Origin of the sequence: Streptomyces avicenniae (assembly GCF_000719135.1) — a bacterium.
In the GTDB taxonomy this organism is placed as follows: Bacteria; Actinomycetota; Actinomycetes; order Streptomycetales; family Streptomycetaceae; genus Streptomyces; species Streptomyces avicenniae.
Window position 1 is genome coordinate 157,070 of record NZ_JOEK01000003.1, and the last position, 18,027, is coordinate 175,096.

The 18,027-nt window shown below is 75.1% G+C and carries 21 protein-coding genes; 11 read left to right on the plus strand and 10 right to left on the minus strand.

Annotated features, from left to right (window positions below; all coding sequences use genetic code 11):
- Positions 1 to 44: 44 nt before the first annotated feature.
- Positions 45 to 761 carry a DUF1330 domain-containing protein gene (locus IF27_RS31935; RefSeq protein ID WP_338058196.1) on the plus strand — a complete coding sequence of 239 codons (717 nt, stop codon included), beginning with the start codon at positions 45 to 47 and terminating at the stop codon, positions 759 to 761.
- 13 nt (positions 762 to 774) lie between these two features.
- Here the strand turns inward: IF27_RS31935 and IF27_RS07505 are convergent, their stop codons facing one another.
- The 3 genes from IF27_RS07505 to IF27_RS07515 are packed head-to-tail and all read right to left on the minus strand — an operon-like array spanning position 775 to position 3,608.
- On the minus strand, positions 775 to 1,725 hold the full coding sequence (locus IF27_RS07505) for a phosphotransferase family protein (RefSeq protein WP_052848605.1): 951 nt from the start codon (positions 1,723 to 1,725) through the stop codon (positions 775 to 777).
- Positions 1,718 to 2,629 carry an N-acetylmuramic acid 6-phosphate etherase gene (murQ, locus tag IF27_RS07510; RefSeq protein ID WP_052848606.1) on the minus strand — a complete coding sequence of 304 codons (912 nt, stop codon included), beginning with the start codon at positions 2,627 to 2,629 and terminating at the stop codon, positions 1,718 to 1,720. The genes IF27_RS07505 and murQ overlap by 8 nt, the downstream gene beginning before the upstream one ends.
- Before the next feature lie 34 nt (positions 2,630 to 2,663).
- Positions 2,664 to 3,608, minus strand: coding sequence for a MurR/RpiR family transcriptional regulator (locus IF27_RS07515; protein WP_190232850.1), 945 nt, complete (start codon positions 3,606 to 3,608; stop codon positions 2,664 to 2,666).
- A gap of 104 nt (positions 3,609 to 3,712) precedes the next feature.
- On the opposite strand from IF27_RS07515, the gene IF27_RS07520 reads away from it, so the two are divergent.
- Genes IF27_RS07520 through IF27_RS07535 form a run of 4 tightly spaced genes read left to right on the plus strand, consistent with a single transcriptional unit; the run spans position 3,713 to position 6,299 of the window.
- Positions 3,713 to 4,087 (plus strand): hypothetical protein, encoded by a 375-nt coding sequence (locus IF27_RS07520; protein WP_052848843.1) that lies wholly within the window; start codon positions 3,713 to 3,715, stop codon positions 4,085 to 4,087.
- A gap of 4 nt (positions 4,088 to 4,091) precedes the next feature.
- Positions 4,092 to 4,388 carry a DUF4031 domain-containing protein gene (locus IF27_RS07525; RefSeq protein ID WP_052848608.1) on the plus strand — a complete coding sequence of 99 codons (297 nt, stop codon included), beginning with the start codon at positions 4,092 to 4,094 and terminating at the stop codon, positions 4,386 to 4,388.
- 11 nt (positions 4,389 to 4,399) lie between these two features.
- Positions 4,400 to 4,939: an adenylyl-sulfate kinase gene (locus IF27_RS07530; protein ID WP_052848609.1), complete on the plus strand. Its 540-nt coding sequence runs from the start codon at positions 4,400 to 4,402 to the stop codon at positions 4,937 to 4,939.
- A 55-nt stretch (positions 4,940 to 4,994) separates the two neighbouring features.
- Complete coding sequence (locus IF27_RS07535; RefSeq protein WP_052848610.1) at positions 4,995 to 6,299, plus strand: Cmx/CmrA family chloramphenicol efflux MFS transporter; 1,305 nt, start codon at positions 4,995 to 4,997, stop codon at positions 6,297 to 6,299.
- Here the strand turns inward: IF27_RS07535 and IF27_RS07540 are convergent.
- Genes IF27_RS07540 through IF27_RS07555 form a run of 4 tightly spaced genes read right to left on the minus strand, consistent with a single transcriptional unit; the run spans position 6,262 to position 8,632 of the window.
- A complete protein-coding gene (locus IF27_RS07540) occupies positions 6,262 to 6,900 on the minus strand; it encodes an HD domain-containing protein (protein WP_052848611.1) in 639 nt (212 codons plus the stop codon). The genes IF27_RS07535 and IF27_RS07540 overlap by 38 nt on opposite strands.
- A gap of 32 nt (positions 6,901 to 6,932) precedes the next feature.
- Positions 6,933 to 7,628, minus strand: coding sequence for a YoaK family protein (locus tag IF27_RS07545; RefSeq protein ID WP_190232851.1), 696 nt, complete (start codon positions 7,626 to 7,628; stop codon positions 6,933 to 6,935).
- Positions 7,629 to 7,655: 27 nt separating this feature from the next.
- Positions 7,656 to 8,300 carry a permease prefix domain 1-containing protein gene (locus IF27_RS07550; RefSeq protein WP_052848613.1) on the minus strand — a complete coding sequence of 215 codons (645 nt, stop codon included), beginning with the start codon at positions 8,298 to 8,300 and terminating at the stop codon, positions 7,656 to 7,658.
- Positions 8,297 to 8,632, minus strand: coding sequence for a PadR family transcriptional regulator (locus tag IF27_RS07555; protein ID WP_052848614.1), 336 nt, complete (start codon positions 8,630 to 8,632; stop codon positions 8,297 to 8,299). Before IF27_RS07555 ends, IF27_RS07550 begins: the two co-directional genes overlap by 4 nt.
- An 83-nt stretch (positions 8,633 to 8,715) precedes the next feature.
- Between IF27_RS07555 and IF27_RS07560 the strand changes: the two genes are divergently transcribed.
- The 3 genes from IF27_RS07560 to IF27_RS07570 all read left to right on the plus strand — a co-directional run bounded on the left by IF27_RS07560 (position 8,716) and on the right by IF27_RS07570 (position 10,457).
- Positions 8,716 to 9,177: a DUF2269 family protein gene (locus IF27_RS07560; RefSeq protein ID WP_052848615.1), complete on the plus strand. Its 462-nt coding sequence runs from the start codon at positions 8,716 to 8,718 to the stop codon at positions 9,175 to 9,177.
- Between the two features lie 102 nt (positions 9,178 to 9,279).
- Positions 9,280 to 9,525, plus strand: coding sequence for a hypothetical protein (locus IF27_RS07565; protein WP_052848616.1), 246 nt, complete (start codon positions 9,280 to 9,282; stop codon positions 9,523 to 9,525).
- Positions 9,522 to 10,457 carry a metal-dependent hydrolase gene (locus IF27_RS07570; RefSeq protein ID WP_052848844.1) on the plus strand — a complete coding sequence of 312 codons (936 nt, stop codon included), beginning with the start codon at positions 9,522 to 9,524 and terminating at the stop codon, positions 10,455 to 10,457. Before IF27_RS07565 ends, IF27_RS07570 begins: the two co-directional genes overlap by 4 nt.
- Positions 10,458 to 10,738: 281 nt before the next feature.
- Here the strand turns inward: IF27_RS07570 and IF27_RS07575 are convergent, their stop codons facing one another.
- Complete coding sequence (locus IF27_RS07575; RefSeq protein WP_052848617.1) at positions 10,739 to 12,829, minus strand: HelD family protein; 2,091 nt, start codon at positions 12,827 to 12,829, stop codon at positions 10,739 to 10,741.
- Between the two features lie 366 nt (positions 12,830 to 13,195).
- Here IF27_RS07575 and IF27_RS07580 point away from each other — a divergent pair, with 366 nt between their 5' ends.
- Entirely contained in the window at positions 13,196 to 13,372 is a 177-nt protein-coding gene (locus IF27_RS07580; RefSeq protein ID WP_190232852.1) for a hypothetical protein, read from the plus strand.
- 326 nt (positions 13,373 to 13,698) lie between these two features.
- On the opposite strand, the gene IF27_RS07585 is transcribed toward IF27_RS07580, so the two are convergent.
- Together IF27_RS07585 and IF27_RS07590 are read right to left on the minus strand one after the other, a co-directional pair.
- Positions 13,699 to 15,363: a DNA repair helicase XPB gene (locus tag IF27_RS07585; protein ID WP_052848619.1), complete on the minus strand. Its 1,665-nt coding sequence runs from the start codon at positions 15,361 to 15,363 to the stop codon at positions 13,699 to 13,701.
- Positions 15,364 to 15,552: 189 nt separating this feature from the next.
- On the minus strand, positions 15,553 to 16,485 hold the full coding sequence (locus tag IF27_RS07590) for an aminoglycoside phosphotransferase family protein (RefSeq protein WP_052848620.1): 933 nt from the start codon (positions 16,483 to 16,485) through the stop codon (positions 15,553 to 15,555).
- Between the two features lie 84 nt (positions 16,486 to 16,569).
- Here IF27_RS07590 and IF27_RS07595 point away from each other — a divergent pair, with 84 nt between their 5' ends.
- Both IF27_RS07595 and IF27_RS07600 read left to right on the plus strand, forming a co-directional pair.
- Positions 16,570 to 17,085: a hypothetical protein gene (locus IF27_RS07595; RefSeq protein WP_052848621.1), complete on the plus strand. Its 516-nt coding sequence runs from the start codon at positions 16,570 to 16,572 to the stop codon at positions 17,083 to 17,085.
- Between the two features lie 87 nt (positions 17,086 to 17,172).
- Complete coding sequence (locus tag IF27_RS07600) at positions 17,173 to 18,021, plus strand: DUF4097 family beta strand repeat-containing protein (RefSeq protein WP_052848622.1); 849 nt, start codon at positions 17,173 to 17,175, stop codon at positions 18,019 to 18,021.
- Positions 18,022 to 18,027 lie beyond the last annotated feature (6 nt).

The window sequence follows — 18,027 nt, forward strand, 5'->3', positions numbered from 1 at the left end:
CGAGGTAATTGCGACGCTTACCCGCCCGGTCGAGACTCGCTGCCATGACGGATTACACGAAGATCGCAGAGACGTACCTGTCCCTCTGGAACGAGGCGGACGACGCCCGGCGCCTGGCGCTGGTGGCGGAGACCTGGGCCCCCGGGGGCCGCTATGTCGATCCGCTCGCTGAGGCGGTCGGCCACGAGGCCATCGGCGCGACGATCGGGGCCGTGCGGCGGCAGTTCCCCGGGATGGTGTTCACGCTGGTCGGCGCCGTGGACGGGCACCACGCGCAGGCACGTTTCCGCTGGGGCCTCGGCCCGGCGGGGGAGGAGCCGCTGGTGATCGGCTCCGACGTGCTGACCCTGGACGCGGACGGCCGGTTCGTGGACGTGCTCGGCTTCCTCGACAAGGTCCCCGGCGACGGGGGCGGGTCCGCGGGGGAGGACGAGCCGGCGGCGGCCTACGCCGTCGCGGTGCTGACCGGCACGGGCCCTGGCGACGGGGTCGTCCGCTACCTGGAGGGGATCGACGCGACGCTGCGGCCGTTCGGCGGGCGCTTCCTCGTCCACGGCGACCGGCCCGAGGTGCTGGAGGGCGAGTGGTCGGGGGACCTGGTCGTGATCGGGTTCCCCGACCGGGCGCGGGCCGAGGGCTGGTACGCGTCCGACGCCTACCGGCGCATCCTGCCGCTGCGGCGGTCCGGCACGGCGGGCCCCGTGTTCCTCATCGACGGGGTCCCGGCGGACCACCGGGCCACCGACGTGCTGCGGCCGTGACGGTCAGGGGCGGTCAGGCGGCGAGGACGTCGAGCGCCGCGAGCAGATGCGGCGTCACCTCGCGCCGTGCCCACTCCAGGTGCGCGGGCGGGGAGGCGCGGGGTATGCCCTCGACCAGCATGATCAGGTAGAGGTAGGCGCGGTAGAAGGCCATCCGCGTCCTGGCGGGGGCGTCGAGGTCCACGTCGCCGCCCGCCGCCGCGTACCCGGCCAGCAGGTCGGCGTCCGGCTCGGGCGGGGACAGCAGCGTGAGGGACGCGAAGTCGGCCAGCGGGTCGCCCCAGAACATGCGCTCGCCGTCGATCAGCGCGCCGATGCGGCCCTCGTGCAGGAGGACGTTGCCCTCCCACAGGTCGAAGTGGACGAGCGCGGGGACCGTTACCGCGTCGAGCGCGGGCGAGGCCGCGGCGGCGGTGGCGCGGATCGCGGCGGGGGAGACGGGCAGGTCGGCGCCGTACCGTTCGGCGTCGGCCAGGGCCGCGTCCAGCATGGCGGTGAAGGTGCCGCGCCAGTCGTCGGCCGCCTTCACGGCCCCGCCGGGGTAGCCGAAGCGCGGGCCGGTGATCCGGTGCAACCTGGCGACCGTGGCGCCCAGTTCGCGGCGCAGCGCGGCGCGGCTCCCCGGCGTCAGGCTCTCCCCGGCCGCCGACCACGGGGTGCCGGGGCACTCGGTCATCAGCAGGAAGCCCTCGCCCGCCGTGACGACGCGGGGCACGGGGGCGGCGGCGTGGGCGGCCGTCTCGTGGAAGAACACGGCCTCGCCGGTGAGGAGTCCGCGCTCGTACGTCATCGCGGGGGTGCCGGGCCCGGGCGGGATCTTGAGGACGAGGCGGGTGCCGTCGGTCAGCAGGACGCGGTGGACGCCGTTGTAGGTGCCGCCGGTCAGCGGCTCGTGGGCGGCCACGTCGCCGGGGGAGAGCCCGGCGGCGGCGAGGACGGCGGGCACGCCGGGCGCGTCAGGCACGTCCTGTCCTGTTCAGCGCGGCCCGCAGGTGGCCGCGGGACTCGGAGAGCAGCCGGTCGGCGGTCCCGGCGTCCACGCGGCCGAGGATCGTCAGGATCGCGTGCTTCACCTCGCCGTCCGTCGCGGTCAGCGCCGCCTCGATCTCGGCGTCGGCCGCGCCGGTCGCCAGCTGCACGATGCGGCGGGAGCGCGCGCGGAGCTTCTCGTTGGACGAGCGGACGTCCACCATGAGGTTCCCGTACGTCTTGCCGAGCCGGATCATGCTGACGGTCGAGATCATGTTGAGCACGAGCTTCTGCGCCGTGCCCGCCTTCAGCCGGGTGGAGCCGGCGATCAGCTCGGGGCCGACGACGACCTCGATGCCGTGCTCGGCGGCGGCGGCCAGCGGTGAGCCGGCGTTGCAGGACACGCCGATGGTCAGCGCGCCCCGGGCCCGCGCGTGCGTGACGGCTCCCACGGCGTACGGGGTGCGGCCCGACGCCGAGACGCCCACGACGACGTCCTCCGGTGCGAGACCGAGGCCGTCGAGGTCGGCGGCGGCCAGCGCGGGGCTGTCCTCCGCCCCCTCGACGGCCTCGGACATGGCGGCCGGGCCGCCCGCGATCAGTCCGACGACCTCACCCGGATCGGTGTTGAAGGTCGGCGGACACTCGCTGGCGTCCAGCACGCCGAGCCGGCCGGCCGTACCCGCCCCCAGGTACAGCAGCCGGCCGCCGCGGGCCATGCGGTCCGCCGCCGCGTCGATGGCCGCCGCGATCAGGGGGAGCTGACGCGCGACGGCGCCGGGGACGAGCGCGTCCTCGGCGTTCATCAGACGGACGATGTCGAGCGTGGTGCGGCGGTCGATGTCGGACAGGTCGGAACGGTGTGCTTCCGTGGTCAGCGACTCGAAGTCGGTGGACATCCGGGCGGCTCTTTCCGTGCGGGTGTGGACGCTTCTACCGCTCGCGCGGTGTGTGGCGGTGCGCGAGCGCCTCGTAGCTCGCGTGCAGCGCGGGCGCCGCCGAGTCGTACGTCCGCTGGGCGACGCCGATGAACAGGCAGTCGATGACGAGGAGCTGGCTCGTCCTGCTGGACATCGCCGCCGGGCGCAGCTCGCTCTCCCGGGCGGTGGACGTGGTGAGGATGTGATCCGCGTAGTGCGTGACCTCGCCGTCGGGGCGGCCGGTGACGGCGATCGTGGTCGCGCCGTGGTCGAAGGCGACCTGGAGCGGTTCGATGACGTCCACCGTGCGGCCCGAGTGCGTGATGGCGACGGCGACGTCGCCCGTGCGCAGCTGCACGGCGTTGGTGACCGCGAGGTGCGGGTCGGCGTGGGCGTGGGCGATGAGCCCGATGCGCAGCAGTTTCTGCGCGAGGTCCTGCGCGACGAGGGACGACGCCCCGGTGCCGTACACATCGACGCGCCGGGCCGTGGCCAGCGCGCTGACGGCGGCCTCCAGCTGGACGAGGTCGAGGGCGCCCGCCGTGTCGGTGAGGGTCTGCCGCTCGTCGTGCGCCAGCTTCGCGACGACATCGCTTAACGGGTCGTCCACGGAGATGTCGGCGGTGACGGCGGGGGCGGCGCCCGACGCCTGCTGCGCGGCGAGTCCGGCGAGGGCGAGCCGCAGGTCACGGTAGCCGGGGTAGCCGAGCAGCCGGGCCGTGCGGACGACGGTGGCCTCGCTCGTGCCGGTGCGTTCGGCGAGGCCCGTGACCGTGAGCGCGGCGCAGCCCGCCGGGTCGCCCGCGACGGTCTCGGCCACGCGCTGCATGGAACGGGTCATGGAGGGGGCCATCGTGCGCACCTTGGCGGCGAGCGCGGCCGGTTCGGGGGGCGCGGGGCGGGGAGGTACGGCGACGGGCCGCGGTCGGCCTGCCCGTCGGGCGAAATTTTCCTTCATCGCGATCCTCACAGATGAAACATATTTTCGATCCTGACACCTCGTCAAGGCCACCGGTGGACACGACTGGGTGATTTCGGCCTGACTCTGCTGCAATGGTCCGTATGGACGAGCCGACTGCGGAAGGAGCCATCCACCGGGGCAGGGCCCTGGTGCTGGCGGATCTGGCGGCGGACGGGCTTGCGGGGCCGGAACAGGTCTCCTTGCTGGAGGCAGCAGTGTCGCACCGCCGCTGGTGGTCGGACCAGTGGCCGGAAGGCGCGGTCTTCGTGCCGGGACTGCTCGCGCAGGACGTGCAGGACGCCCTGCTGGAGCGGCACGGACGGTGGCCCGTCTGCCCGTACTGCGGCGTGGACCCGCGCGAGGAGCAGCACGCGCTGGACCTCGAACCCGAGCTGGGTGAGGACCCGCGCTGGGTCTGCGGCGTCACCGGGCGCACGGTCGCGCCGCTCGGCGCGCTGGGCGAGGCGCGGGAGTGAGCCGGTGACCGTCTACATCGACCCGCCCACCTGGCCGGGCCACGGGCGGCTGTGGTCGCACCTGGTGAGCGACGCGTCGTACGGCGAACTGCACGCCTTCGCCGCGCGCCTCGGCGCCCCGCCGCGCGCCTTCGAGCGGGACCACTACGACATCCCCGCGGACCGGTACGGGGACGCGCTGCGCCTCGGCGCCGTCCCCGCGTCGAGCCGCGAGCTGGTCGTGCGCCTCACCGCCGCGGGGCTGCGCCGCCGCAAGCGCCATTCCGCAAACCCGGGCGACACGCCGGGGGCCGGTTCCTAGGATCGGGCGGCATGAGCATTCCAGGGGGCGGGGAGCCCGCGGCGCTGTTCCTCAACGGCACGGTCGGGGCGGGCAAGACGTCGGTGGCCGAGGCGGCCGGGGAGCTGCTGGCCGACGCCGGGGTCCCGCACGCCGTCCTCGACCTCGACCAGCTGCGCCGCGTGTGGCCCGCCCCGGCGGACGACCCGTTCAACGCCGCGCTGCTGCTGCGCAACGTGCGGGACGTGACGCGTAACGCCCGCGCCGCCGGGGCCGTCCGCCTCGTCCTCGCGGGCGTCGTCGAAGGCGCGGACGACCGCCGTGCGTTCGCCGACGCGCTCGGCGTGCCGATGACCGTCTGCCGCCTCACCGCCGACCTCGACGTCGTGCGCGCGCGGCTGCGCGCCCGGCACTCGGGGCGTGACGCCGAACTGCGCTGGCACCTCGACCGCTGCGCCGAACTGGACGAGATCATCGCGGCCTCGGGCACCACCGACCTCGCCGTCCCGAGCACGGCCGGGACCGTCCCCGACGTCGCCCGCGCCGTCCTCACGGGCGTCGGCTGGCTCTGAGCGGCCACGCCCGTCCGGTATGCGGACAGGTGTCCGGAATCACTCCGTGCGGGGAATGGGCGGCGGACGGCGGGGCGTTCCTGTCCGCGTGGCCGCTACCCCGACTTCCCCCGTGCCCTCCGCGCCCGAGCGGACGACCCGACTCCCCCTCGCCGTCTACGTTTTGGGCGGGGCGGTATTTGCTTTGGGGACGAGCGAATTCATGCTGTCCGGGCTGCTGCCCGAGGTGGCCGATGACCTCGACGTCTCCATCCCCACCGCAGGTCTCCTGATATCCGCCTTCGCCATCGGCATGGTCGTCGGCGCGCCCGTGCTTGCAGCCGCGACGCAGCGGCTGCCCCGGCGGCTCACGCTCGTCGGGCTGCTGGCCGTCTTCGCGCTCGGCCATGTCGTCGGCGCCCTGGCGCCCGGCTACGGCGTGCTCTTCGTCTGCCGCGTCGTGAGCGCGCTGGCGTGCGCCGGTTTCTGGGCGGTCGGCGCGGCCGTCGCGATCTCGCTGGTGCCCGCCGACGCGCGGGCGCGCGCCATGGCCGTCATGATCGGCGGCCTGAGCATCGCGAACGTCACCGGCGTGCCGGGCGGCGCCGTGCTCGGGCAGAGCCTCGGCTGGCGCTCCGCGTTCTGGGCGGTGGGCGCCCTGGCCGTGATCGGCCTGGTCGGCGTGCTCCTCTTCGTGCCCGCCACCCCCGCCGTGAGCGCCGAGGAGCGGACGCCGCTGCGCCAGGAGGCGCGCATCTACCGTGACCCGCAGGTGTGGCTCGCCATGGGCACGATCGCCCTGTTCGCCGCGGGCACGTTCTGCTTCTTCTCCTACCTCGCCCCGCTGCTCACCGACGTCGCCGGGCTGGACGAGAGCTGGGTGCCGGTGGTGCTGGTGCTGTACGGCATCGGCGCGTTCCTCGGCACGGTCCTGGGCGGGCGGCTCGCGGACGAGCACATGTTCGGCACGCTGTACTCGGGGCTGCTGACGTCCGTCGGCGTGCTGGTGGTGGCCGCGCTGGCGGCGGACGTCGCCGGGGTCGTGGTCGTCGCCGCGGGGCTGCTCGGCTTCGCGTCGTTCCTGTGCGCCCCCGGCCTCAACGCGCGGATCTTCAACGTCGCGGGGACCGGCGCGCCCACCCTCGCGGGCGCGTCGGCCACCTCGGCGTTCAACACGGGCAACGCGGTGGGCCCCTGGGTGGGCGGCCTCGTCATCAGCGCGGGACTCGGCTACGCCTGGACGGCCTGGCTGGGCGCCCTGCTCGTGCTCGGCGCGTTCGGCGGCGCGTGGCTCCAGGCGCGCGGGGCGGGGCAGTCGGTCGTGGTCGCGGCCGGGCTGCCCGTCACACGGTCAGAAGCTGTAGCTCCGCACGCAGATTGAAGCGCGCGGCCTGCTCCCAGTGCTCCACCGCGTACGGGGTGTGGAAGAGGGCGGGCAGCGCGAGGAGGCGCCGCAGCACGTCGGCGCGGCCCTCGCGGAACGCGTCGTCGTCCACGTACCCGTACTCCTGCCTGACCTCGGCCGCGTAGACCGCGTACCGCTCGGGCGTGCCCGCCAGGACGGCGAGGTCGGCGTCGCACAGGGCTGCGCCGTTGCGGTCGGCGGGGTCGGGGTCGTGGCCCGCCGTGAGACGGACGAGGCGCGCGACCTCGGTGGCGCGCGGGCCGCCGCCGAGCAGGTCCTCGGCGAGGCGCGCGCTCATCTCCTCGTTGTCGGGGGAGTACGGGTCGTAGACCGCGTCGTGGAACCAGGCGGCCAGCTCGACGGCGGCGGGGTCCGCCGGGTGGCCCGTCAGCTCGTCGAGGTGGCCGAGGACGGCGGCCAGGTGGGCGGTGGTGTGGTAGCGGCGGTGCGGTTCGGCCCAGCGGGCGAGGAGTTCGCGGCCCAGGCGGCTGCCCGCCGGGCCTCCGTTGCCTGGCAGCGAGGTGAAGCGCCGCAGCAGCGCGTCGTCGGGCGGGGCGGGGGCGGGGGTGGCGGCCATGGGGCCATTCTCGCGCGGGCGATGCCGTTCCGTTATACGGGGCGCAGGTCGGCGTCGCGCACGTGCCGCAGGAGGACGAGCGCGGTGGCCAGCGCGACGGCGACCCCGGCCAGCGCGAGCGCGGCGTGCGCGTGGATCACGGCGAGGGCGGCCACGGCGGCGCCGCCCAGCAGCGCGGCCAGGGCCCCGGCCTGGCGCGGTACGGCGTCCCTGCCGCCCGGCGAGACGAGCGTCACCAGCGCGGACGTGATGACGACTGTGCTGAGGTCCGACAGGCCGGTCGGGCGCATCGCCGCCGTCTGGGCGCCCATCATCAGCGCCAGCAGGGCGGTGAGCAGGCTCGTCACGGGCTTGCCGGGGCTGTCGCCCAGCACGGGCCACAGCGCGGCGAGGGCGCTCACGAGGCACAACTCGGCCGCGACGACGTGGAGCGCCACGCGGGGGAGCCGCGGGCCCGTGGCGCTCGCCTGGTCGCGTGCCGCCGCGCGTACCAGCCGTGAGCCCAGCGCGGCGCCGAGGGAGAAGGCGGCGAGGGCGACGAGCGGCTGCACGACGGGCCGTGCCTCGGCGCCGACCAGGCCGAAGCCCAGCAGCAGGACGTTGCCCGTCATGTTGCCGCTGAACACGCGGTCGAGCGCCAGGAAGCTGACCGCGTCCACCGCGCCCGTGGCGGCCGTGAGGACGAGCAGCGCCCGGGGATAGAGGGCCGGGGGAGCGGTGTGCGGCACGGCCACCGAGCTTAGGGCGCCGCCGTGTCAGGGGAGGGCGAGCCGCGCGCAGCGGCGGCAGGTGCGGGCGGAAGTCGCCAGGACGGCGTGCGACGTGACGGTGACCGCGCAGGCCAGGGCGGTGACGGGCCAGTCCGTGGCGAGGGCCGACACGAGGGCGAGGGCCAGCGAGGCGGCCCCCAGCGTCACGGCGGCGGCGCTGCCGGTCCATGCGACGGCGAGGGGCAGGCGCCGTGGGACGGGCAGGGTGCGCGCGAGAGGGCCGGTGACCGGCAGTGCCGCCGCGGCCAGCAGCGCCACGGACGCGGACGCGGCGACCAGGTGGACGGCCACGTCGCGCGCGAGCCCCGCGTCGGCGCGGGTGAGGAGCCAGCACAGGAGCAGGAGCGGCACGGTGAGGGCGGCGGTCCTGGCGGTGTGGCGCGTCTGGGCGAGGGTCAGTTCGCGCTGGCAGTCGGGGACAAGCTCGTCCGGCGTGCCGAACTCGCGGACGGCCGCGTCCGTGGCGGGCCCGTACGGCATCCCGTCGCGGGTGCGCGCGGCGACGGCGTCGGCGAGGCCGTCGCGTATCTCGGCCACCATGCGGGCCTTCGTGCGGGCGGGGCCGTGGAGGGCCGAGGTGAGCGCCGCCGCGTAGTCCTCGACCGGGTCGTGCGGGCGGGTGGCGGTCATGAGGCGGGCTCGGGCGCGGGGTTGAGGACGGCGCCGATGACGGCCGTGAACTCCTGCCAGGCGGTGCGCTCCTCGGCGAGGCGACGGCGGCCCGCGTCCGTCAGCTCGTAGCTGCGGCGCCGTCGTTCGCCGGAGGACTGCCAGCTCCCGCGCAGCAGCCCGGTCCGCTCCAGCCTGCTGAGGGCGGGGTAGATCGTGCCGGTGCGCAGTTCGAGCGCGCCGCCGCTGCGGCGCTGGACCGCGGTGATGATCGCGTAGCCGTGGAGCGGGCCCGCTTCGAGGACGGCGAGCAGGACGCCGTCGAGGTGGCCGCGTACCGCGTCGGTCTTCATGGGTAGGCAGCCTACCTGTCGGATGGCTTGGCGTGCTATGTATTGGCAGCCAACTTATCTGCGTGTCCACCGGGAGTCAGGTCATGACCGAGCTGCTGCTGTCCGTCCACGTCCTCGCGGCGATCCTCGCCATCGGGCCGATCGCCGTCGCCGCCTCGCTCTTCCCGCGCCACGCCCGGCAGCCCGGGCCCACCGGGGCCGCCGCGCTGCTGCACCGGATATGCGGCGGCTACGCGGTGGCGGCCGTCACCGTGCCCGTCTTCGGCTTCGCGACGGCCCTCCACATGGGGGTGCTGACCGATGCCTGGCTGCTCGTGTCGATCGTGCTGACGGCGCTGGCCGCCGCGGTGCTCGGCCTGCTCGTCGTGCCGGGGCAGCGGCGGGTGATGGCCTCGGTCGAGGCCGTCGCCGGGGGCGGGGCGGCGGACCCGGGCGCGGCGGCGGTGAACGGCCGCCTGGCCATGGCCACCGGGCTGTTCAACCTGCTGTGGGCGGTCGTCGTCGTCCTGATGATCGTCCGCCCGGGATCCACGACGGGCGCGTGACGTCGTACCCGCGGGGGAGCGGCGTCGTCCTCGCGGGGGAGGCCGGTGGATCGGCGCCGCAGGTGACGACCGCGACGGCGGCCGGTTCCTAGCGTTCCTGGCATGACAGCACCTCCTCTCGCGCCGCCGGGCGGCGGCGCCCCCGCGACCGGCCGTCCCGCGCCGCGCGTCCGTCGTCACCGCACGGGCCGCGCCGAGACGGTGGGGTACGCCGTCGCCGGGCTGATCCTCGTCGTCGGGGGCGCGCTGCTGACGTCCGTCGTCCTGAACTGGCTGGTCGGCCCGGCGGTCGTCGTGGCGTGCGTCGCGGTCGCGGGGCGCGTCGGCGAGTGGCGGCGGGCGCGGTGAGCTGGGCCGCGCACGAGCTGGAGAGCTATCTCCTGCACAAGCACCTCAAGGTCAAGGTGTCCTTCCTGGCCATCCTCGTCGGCTGTCTCGCGCCCGACATGCTCACCAAGCTGCCGGTGTACGGCATCCGGCTCGGCAGCCTCGTCGTCCGGCCCGACGAGCCGTGGGACTACCACCGGGGCTGGCCTGGCGCCGGGTTCACGCACTCGCTGATGTTCGGGGTCGTCCTCGGCCTGCTCGTGCTGTGGCTGTTCAGGAGCAGGCCGTGGGCGCTCGGGCTGTTCGTCGGCACGTCGGCGCACGTCCTCACCGACGTCTTCGACAGCGTCGGGACGATGGCCCTCTTCCCGTTCACGACGCAGCACTACACGACGGGCATGTGGGCGTACGCGGCGCAGGCCGGGCGGTACGGCGACGCCGCCGCCTACTACGGCAGCCTCGGTCTCGTCTGGGACCTCCTCTGGCTCGCGCTGGCCCTCGTCGGCTTCCGGGCCCTGCGGGCGCGGTACTTCTTCGGGGAGGTCGTGCCGTCCGATCCGGCGTGGGGGTGGCTGCGGCGGCGGCTGCGGATGTCGGACCGGGTCATGCTGGCGTGCTACCGGGCCTACTTCGTCTACGGGGCCTGCCGCATCTTCGGCTGGACGGCGTGGGCGCGGCTCGTCGAGGGCGCGCCGATGGACTGGGAGTGGGGCGGGCCCTACTGGGTGGACAAGGTCACGCCGGAGCCGACGCCGCTGGGGGAGCTGGCCGTCAGGACGGGGGTCGGGATGGGCGGCCTCGTGGTGACGGTGTGGGTGCTGTGGCTGGTGGTCGGTCGGCGCCTGTGGCGGGCGGCGGGCCCGGACCCGGAGGCCGGGGGAGCCTCCAAGGGCTTGGTGCCGGGGCCGGTGCCGGGGCCGGGGCCGGTTTCGGCGTCGGCGGGGAAGGGGTGACCAGCGCTCCGGCGCGATTGTCAGTGGTCGATGTCACACTCTGTGACGGATCGTTCGTTGATCGGTGACATGGAGGGTGAGGCATGGACGGCGGGGGCGGTACCGGGGTCTGGCGCCGGTGGGGCGCGGCGCTGTGGGCGCGGTGGTGGCGAGGGGCGTGGGGGTGGTTGCGCGGGGAGCGTGCCGGGGGAGGGGCGCGGTCCCCTGGGCGGGGGAGAGGGCTCCGCCCGGTCCGGCGGGTGGGGGCGCCGGACCGGTGCGGGCGGACGTTACGGCCGCGCTCAGCCCAGCTCGCCCGGCAGCGGCTCGGTGTGCGTGATGGTCAGGCCGGAGACCGCGCGGGTCAGGCAGACGTACAGGCGGCGCAGCCCGGTGCGGCGGTCGGGCTCGCCCGCCACGACGGCCGCCGGTTCGTCGAGCACCACGTAGTCGTACTCCAGGCCCTTCGCGAGCGACGCGGGCACCAGCGTCAGCCGCGCCCCCGCCGACGTCTCCTCGCCCGGCGCGAGGAAGGGCAGGCCCGCCGCCTCAAGCGCCTCGGCCAGGGCGGGCCGCCGCGCGTCGGCGGCGATCAGGCCGACCGAGCCCTCGCGCCGCAGCGCGTCACGGCACGCGTCCACCACGGCGCCGTCCTTCGTCACCTGCCGGATCGCGAACGACCCGGCGGCGTCACGGACCGAGGTCGCCTCCGTCAGCTCGGGCGCGATCGCGGGCAGCAGGCGCGAGGCGTACGCGATGACCGTGCGCGGCACGCGGAAGCCCTGCGTCAGCTCCTCGACCCGGCCGTCGGGCTTGCCGAGGTGCGCCAGCGCGGAGGCCCAGTCGTCGGTGGCCCACGGCGTCGTGCCCTGCGCGATGTCGCCGAGGATCGTCGCCGAGCCCGTGCTGCACCGCCGCCCCACCGCGCGGTACTGCATCGGCGACAGGTCCTGCGCCTCGTCGAGCACCACGTGGCCGAGCGAGCCGGTGCGCTCCACCAGGTCGTGCGCCTCGTCGATGAGGACGGCGTCCGCCGCCGACCAGCGGACGGACTTCAGGCCGCGCGGCGCCCGCTCCCACAGGATCGCGCGCTGCTCCTCCGCGTCGAGGACGCCGTCCGCCTGCTCCGCGAGGAAGTCCGCGTCCGAGAGCAGCCGCAGGACCAGCTTCGCCGGATCCACCGGCGGAAGGGCCGCCTTCACCGCCGCCTTCACGGCCGGGGTGCGGGCCACCGCGTTCTGCACGCGGTCGTCCGGTGCCTCGCCCGCCTGTTCCATCTGGACGAGCACGAGGTGCGCGATCCGCTGCGGCAGCGCCTCGCGCGCCGCCCCGTAGCGGATGTCCCGGTCGAGGAGCTGGCGGACCAGCTCCCCCAACTCCCCGGCGCTCACGCGCCAGCGGCGCGAGCCGCGCACCACGACGACGCCCTCCTCCGGCATCCGCACCCCGGCCCGTACCGCCCGGCGCAGCACCTCCGCCATCCGCGCGTCGCCCTTGATCCCGGCGGCCACCGCGTCGTCGGCGCCGCGCACCTCGACCCGGCCGACCAGCTCCCCCACGGTCGCCTGCTTCACCTCCAGCTCGCCCAGGGTCGGCAGGACCTGCTCGATGTAGCGCAGGAAGGAGCGGTTCGGCCCGACGACCAGCGTGCCGGTACGGGCCAGCCGCTCCCGGTGCGCGTACAGGAGATACGCGACGCGGTGCAGGCCCACGGCCGTCTTCCCCGTGCCGGGCGCCCCCTGGACGCAGACGGTGCCGGTGAGCGGGGCGCGGACGAGTTCGTCCTGCTCGGGCTGGATCGTCGCGACGATGTCGCGCATCGGGCCGACGCGCGGTTTCTCGATCTCCTGCTGGAGCAGCGCGCTGGCCGTCTCCGCCTCCGCCGGGTCCGTGAGGTGCTCGTCCTCGTAGGCGGTCAGCTCCCCGCCGTCGTAGCCGAAGCGGCGGCGCAGCCCGACGTCCTGCGGGTCGTTCCTGGTCGCCCGGTAGAAGGGCTGCGAGACGGGCGCGCGCCAGTCGATGACCATCGGGTCGCCGTGCGCGTCGTGGACGTGGCGGCGGCCGATGTAGAAGCGGTGGCCGTGCTCGCCGTCGTCGTCCACGGAGTGGTCGAAATCGAGGCGGCCGAAGAAGAGGGGCGTCCCGGAGAGGTCGGCCAGCGCCTTGATGCGCAGGGCGATCCCGGACGCGAGGACCTCGGCGTTCACCCAGTTCGCGGCGACGTCGGAGATGTCGAGCGCCTCGGTCTCCGCGCGCATGGCGCGCAGGGCGGCCCGCGAGGCGGCGAGATGGGCCTGTTCCCTGGCGAGCGGCGCGTGGTCGTCCTGGTCGGGGGGCGGCGGGGCGGGCTCGGGGGAGGCCGACGAGGCGGCGGACGCGGAAGAAGCGGGCATGGCGGTGCCTCCGGCGGGTGGATCGGGGCGGGTACGTCCGTGGCAGCGGACTCGTCGGCCGGTTTCCGTCCGGCCGACTCCTGCCGGGCGGTGGCGCCGCAGGAGGGGAAGCACGGGAGCATAGGGCGGGCGGCCGGAGGCGCGCAAATTGTTTCCCGCCGCACGGCGCGGGCTCCGCCCCGGTGGCACGGCAGGGCCAGTCCGAGCCGGGCGTGGGCCGGGGCGGGCGTGGTTCGGCCGCGGGCGCGGGCCGGTGTCGGGGGCGTTCCCTAGGGGGTTGCCCGGCCGGGACCCCAGCAGGATCGGGGGCGCGCTCGGACCTGCGGGCGATGCCGGGTGACCAGGGCGGACGGCAGTCTGGTCGGCATGAGCAGCATCAGCGCACACGCCACCACGACCACCGGCCGGATCGCCGTCAGGCGGACCAGGCACCTGCTGAGCGGCGCCCTGCGCGCGGTCCGGGTCATGGCCGGTACGGCCGTCGAGGTCGCCGTCCTCGGGCGCGTCGATGGGGAGCCCGGCCTCGTGCGCCAGCCGCGCTGAGGCCCGTCGGCCCCGCCGTCGGGGCCGCCGCCGGGGACGTGACCGACCGGTCCGTGCCGTGCGGTGGCGGGCGGCGGCGCGCGGGCACCGGGCCGGGCGTGGCCCGGTCCTGTGCCGTCCGCACCGGTGGGGCGTCCGGGTGGACGAGGGGACCACCCGGGCGTCCTCGGGCACCGGGCGACGTCCGCCGGACGTCAGGCGCGGCGGACGGCCTGGTGACGGGCGGACGGGCGCCGGTCGGGCCGCCCTCGCGGCCCGGGCCGGTCGCGAGGTCGCCGCATCCTCCGGGACACGGGCGGACGGGCGGACGGGCGGACGGGCGGCGGTCAGGAGGCGTCGCGGCGGCCCTCGTCGCCGAAGGACGGCACGTCGGACGCGTCCATGATCCGGTAGGCGTAGCCCTGCTCGGCGAGGAACCGCTGCCGGTGCGCCGCGAAGTCCTGGTCGATCGTGTCGCGCGCGACCACCGAGTAGAAGCGCGCCTCGTGACCGTCCGCCTTGGGCCGCAGGACCCGGCCGAGCCGCTGCGCCTCCTCCTGGCGCGAGCCGAAGGTGCCGGACACCTGGATGGCGACCGTCGCCTCGGGCAGGTCGATCGAGAAGTTCGCGACCTTGGAGACGACCAGGACGTTCAGCTCGCCGGAGCGGAACGCGTCGAACAGCTTCTCGCGCTGCGTGTTGGTCGTCTCGCCCTTGATGACCGGGACGCCGAGCCGTTCGCCCAGCTCGTCCAGCTGGTCGATGTACTGGCCGATCACCAGCGTCTGCTGGCCCGCGTGCTGTCTGACCAGGGCCTCGGTGATGCGCTGCTTGGCGTCCGTGGTCGCGCAGAAGCGGTACCTGTCCTCGGGCTCCGCCATGGCGTACGCGAGCCGCTCCGACTCGGTGAGGTCCACCCGGACCTCGACGCAGTCGGCGGGCGCGATGTACCCCTGGGACTCGATCTCCTTCCAGGGGGCGTCGAAGCGCTTGGGCCCGATGAGCGAGAAGACGTCGGACTCCCGCCCGTCCTCCCGCACCAGCGTCGCCGTCAGCCCGAGCCGCCGCCGCGCCTGGAGGTCGGCGGTGAACTTGAAGACGGGCGCGGGCAGCAGGTGCACCTCGTCGTAGACGATCAGCCCCCAGTCGCGGGAGTCGAACAGCTCCAGGTGCGGGTAGACGCCCTTCCGCCGTGTCGTGAGGACCTGGTAGGTCGCGATCGTGACCGGGCGGATCTCCTTGCGCGTGCCGCTGTACTCGCCGATCTCGTCGGCGGTGAGCGAGGTGCGTCTGACCAGCTCGGACTTCCACTGCCTGGCCGAGACGGTGTTGGTGACGAGGATCAGCGTCGTGGACTCCGCCCGCGCCATCGCCCCCGCGCCGACCAGCGTCTTGCCCGCGCCGCACGGCAGCACCACGACCCCCGACCCGCCGTGCCAGAAGCCCTCCACGGCCTGCCGCTGGTAGGGCCGCAGCTGCCAGCCGTCCTCGTCCAGCTTGATGGGGTGCGCCTCGCCGTCCACGTAGCCCGCCAGGTCCTCTGCGGGCCAGCCGAGCCGCAGCAGCGCCTGCTTGATCTGGCCGCGCTCCGAGGGGTGGACGACGACGGTGTCCGGGTCGAGCCGCGCGCCGACCAGCGGCTGGATGCGCTTGCTGCGCAGGATCTCCTCCAGCACCGGCCGGTCCGTCGTCTGGAGGACGAGCCCGTGCGCGGGGTGCTTCATGAGGGACAGGCGGCCGTACCGCGCCATGGTCTCGGCGATGTCCACGAGGAGCGCCTGCGGCACGGGGTAGCGGGAGTACGTGACGAGCGCGTCCACGACCTGCTCGGCGTCGTGCCCCGCGGCGCGGGCGTTCCACAGGCCGAGGGGCGTGACGCGGTAGGTGTGGATGTGCTCCGGCGCGCGCTCCAGCTCGGCGAACGGGGCGATGGCGCGGCGGCACTCGTCGGCCTGCTCGTGATCGACTTCGAGGAGCAGGGTCTTGTCACTCTGGACGATCAGGCAGGACACGCATACCTCCGGGGTCGGGATCGTCCTGTGACGGACGGCACGGTGCTCCCCGGCCGTCCCGGCCGGTGCCTTCCGGGAAACCGGAAAAAGCGTGCCGCCATCCGCGTTCGACGTTCACGCGAAACAAAGAATTCTACCCCGGTCCAGGGCGCGGCGGGCCGTCTGCCAGGTGTTCTGCCGGGGCGGGCGTCAGCGCAGGGCGGCGTAGATCCCGGTCTGCTCGGGGGAGGGGCCGCCCGCGCCCGACGCGACGGACCACAGCGCGTTCTGGAGCACCCGGCCGAGGGTCCAGGCGCGGGCCCGCGCGCGATCGACGCCGAGGAGGCCGGTCATCAGGTCGAAGCGGGCGCGCGTGCCGTCCGGCGTCCAGCGGTTGTGGAGGGCGGGCGCGAGGTCGAAGCAGGGGTCGCCGACGAGGGGCTTCGGGTCGATGGCGAGCCACGGTTCGCGGCCGGAGCCGAGGAGCGGCGCGAGGACGTTCTCGTAGTGCAGGTCCCAGTGCAGGAGCCGGTCGCCCGGCTCGTCGCGCACCTCGCGGACGGCCGCCGCGCAGTCCCGCAGCAGCGGGCGGCAGACGGGATCGGCGTCCCGCAGGGCCGTGGGGACGCGGGCGAGCATGGCGTCCGCGAGGTCGCGCAACTGCCGCAGCCCTGGCGGGGGCGTGGCGGCGGTGAGGCGGGCGAGCAGCCCGGTGAGGAGGGTGACGGCCTCGCGTGCGTCGGCGACGTCGGCCAGTGAGCGCTGCGACAGGCGTTCCAGCAGCATCGAGCCGGTCCCGGGGTGGTGGGCGAGGAGGCGTACGGCGCCGTCCCCGTCCCAGGCGGCGAGGGCGGACGGCTCGCCCTCGGTCTCCTCGTCGGGCGGCTGGAGCTTGAGGACGGCGGGGATGCCGTCCCCGGTCGTGACCGGGAGGACGAGGGCGACCATGCCGTGCATGGCCGGGCCGGTGGGGCGCAGCCGCCATTCCGCCAGCATGCGGTCGGCGAGCGCGGGGAGGGCGGCCGTCCAGGCGCGCCCCGCGTCGCCGGAGAAGGCGGCGTGGTGCGCGGCGAGGCGCGGCGGGACGGTGATCACGGCGCCAGCGTAGGGCGGGGCGCGGTTGGCCGACAGGGAGTGCGCCATCGGGCGCCACTCTGGCGCATGAGTGGCGCCAAGTGGGGCGCGCAAGGCTTGTGGATGGCGCCAATGTGGTGCCATGATGGCGTCATGGACCTCACGCCCTATGTCGATCATCTGCGCCACGAGCTGGCGGTCGCCGCGGAGGCGGGCGGCGCGGACGCCCGTGCCCTGGCCGAGCGGTTGACCGCTCCCCTGGAGTCCGGCGCGCGGCTGACCCTGCTGAACGCGCTGTCCGACGCGATGGAGGAGGTCACGCGGGACCTGGCTCCCGGCTCCGTCGATGTGCGGCTGCGCGGTCTCGACCCGGAGTTCGTCGTCACCGCCCCGCCCGGGCCCGAGCACGGCGCCGACGTGGCGCCGGACGTCACGGCCGCCCCCGTCGCCTCGCCTTCCGACGCCGACGACGGCGCCACCGCGCGCGTCAACTTCCGCCTCCCCGCCCACCTCAAGAGCCGCCTGGAGGAGGCGGCGGCCCGCGACGGTCTCTCCGTCAACGCCTGGCTGGTCCGCGCCACCACCGCCGCGCTGGAGCCGGACGCCCACGCCGGGACGGTCAGGGGACGGTCCGCCGTCGGCCAGAAGTTCAGCGGCTGGGCCCGCTGACGGGCGTCGGGCCCACCCTCCGCACACCCCTTCACCGGCCGCCCCCCAGCGGGGACGCGCCTTCCGAGCCAGCAGGACGGGACAGCCATGCCTCTTTTCCCCACCCAACCCACCCAAGGGCCCCTCACCCTCACCCTGGAGTTCGACGTCGGAGCGGTCGTCGTCACGGCGAGCGACCGCGACGACGCCTCCGTCGAGGTCCTGCCGCAGGACCCGGCGCGCGAGACCGACGTCCGCGCCGCCGAGCAGACCAGGGCCTCCCTCAGCGGCACCACGCTCGCGGTCAAGGGCCCCCGCAAGCGCTCCCTGTTCGGCAGGCCGGGGGCCCTCCGCGTCCTGGTCGGCCTGCCCGCCGGGTCGCACGTCCGCGCGACCGTGCCGATGGCCGACATGGTCTGCGAGGGCCCCCTGGGCGACGTCCACCTCAAGACGTCGCTCGGCGACCTCACCGTCGAGTCGGCGGCCAGGACCCAGCTGAAGACCTCGCACGGCGACATCAGGATCGGCCGCGCCACCGGCGACACGAAGGCGGGCTGCACGGGGCGGCTGACCGTCGGCGAGGTCACCGGCGCCGCCGACCTCAGCAACCTCACCGGCGAGACGGCCGTCGGCCGGGTCACCGGCGAGCTGCGCGCGGCCTCGTCCGACGGCACCATCACCGTCGATGTCGCCCTCGCCACCGTCGATGTCCGCTCCGCGCGCGGCAGCATCCACGTCACCGAGGCGGTGCCGGGCGCGGCCGTCACCCTGAAGACCGCCATGGGCGACATCGAGGTGGGCGTCCCCGGCACGACCGCCGCCTGGCTCGACCTGGCCACCGGCCTCGGCCGGGTACGCAACGACCTCGCCGCCACCGGCAGCCCCGCCGCGGACGAGGCCACGGTCGAGATCCGCGCCCGCGCCGACGTCGGCGACATCGTCGTCCACCGCGTCTGACCCGCC

Coding starts and splice junctions, on each gene's coding strand:
- IF27_RS31935 (WP_338058196.1), top strand. CDS start 45: ATGACGGATTACACGAAGATCGCAGAGACGTACCTGTCCCTCTGGAAC.
- murQ (WP_052848606.1), bottom strand. CDS start 2,629: ATGTCCACCGACTTCGAGTCGCTGACCACGGAAGCACACCGTTCCGAC.
- IF27_RS07515 (WP_190232850.1), bottom strand. CDS start 3,608: ATGAAGGAAAATTTCGCCCGACGGGCAGGCCGACCGCGGCCCGTCGCC.
- IF27_RS07520 (WP_052848843.1), top strand. CDS start 3,713: ATGGACGAGCCGACTGCGGAAGGAGCCATCCACCGGGGCAGGGCCCTG.
- IF27_RS07530 (WP_052848609.1), top strand. CDS start 4,400: ATGAGCATTCCAGGGGGCGGGGAGCCCGCGGCGCTGTTCCTCAACGGC.
- IF27_RS07535 (WP_052848610.1), top strand. CDS start 4,995: ATGGGCGGCGGACGGCGGGGCGTTCCTGTCCGCGTGGCCGCTACCCCG.
- IF27_RS07540 (WP_052848611.1), bottom strand. CDS start 6,900: ATGGCCGCCACCCCCGCCCCCGCCCCGCCCGACGACGCGCTGCTGCGG.
- IF27_RS07550 (WP_052848613.1), bottom strand. CDS start 8,300: ATGACCGCCACCCGCCCGCACGACCCGGTCGAGGACTACGCGGCGGCG.
- IF27_RS07555 (WP_052848614.1), bottom strand. CDS start 8,632: ATGAAGACCGACGCGGTACGCGGCCACCTCGACGGCGTCCTGCTCGCC.
- IF27_RS07560 (WP_052848615.1), top strand. CDS start 8,716: ATGACCGAGCTGCTGCTGTCCGTCCACGTCCTCGCGGCGATCCTCGCC.
- IF27_RS07565 (WP_052848616.1), top strand. CDS start 9,280: ATGACAGCACCTCCTCTCGCGCCGCCGGGCGGCGGCGCCCCCGCGACC.
- IF27_RS07575 (WP_052848617.1), bottom strand. CDS start 12,829: ATGCCCGCTTCTTCCGCGTCCGCCGCCTCGTCGGCCTCCCCCGAGCCC.
- IF27_RS07580 (WP_190232852.1), top strand. CDS start 13,196: ATGAGCAGCATCAGCGCACACGCCACCACGACCACCGGCCGGATCGCC.
- IF27_RS07590 (WP_052848620.1), bottom strand. CDS start 16,485: ATGGCGCACTCCCTGTCGGCCAACCGCGCCCCGCCCTACGCTGGCGCC.
- IF27_RS07595 (WP_052848621.1), top strand. CDS start 16,570: ATGGACCTCACGCCCTATGTCGATCATCTGCGCCACGAGCTGGCGGTC.
- IF27_RS07600 (WP_052848622.1), top strand. CDS start 17,173: ATGCCTCTTTTCCCCACCCAACCCACCCAAGGGCCCCTCACCCTCACC.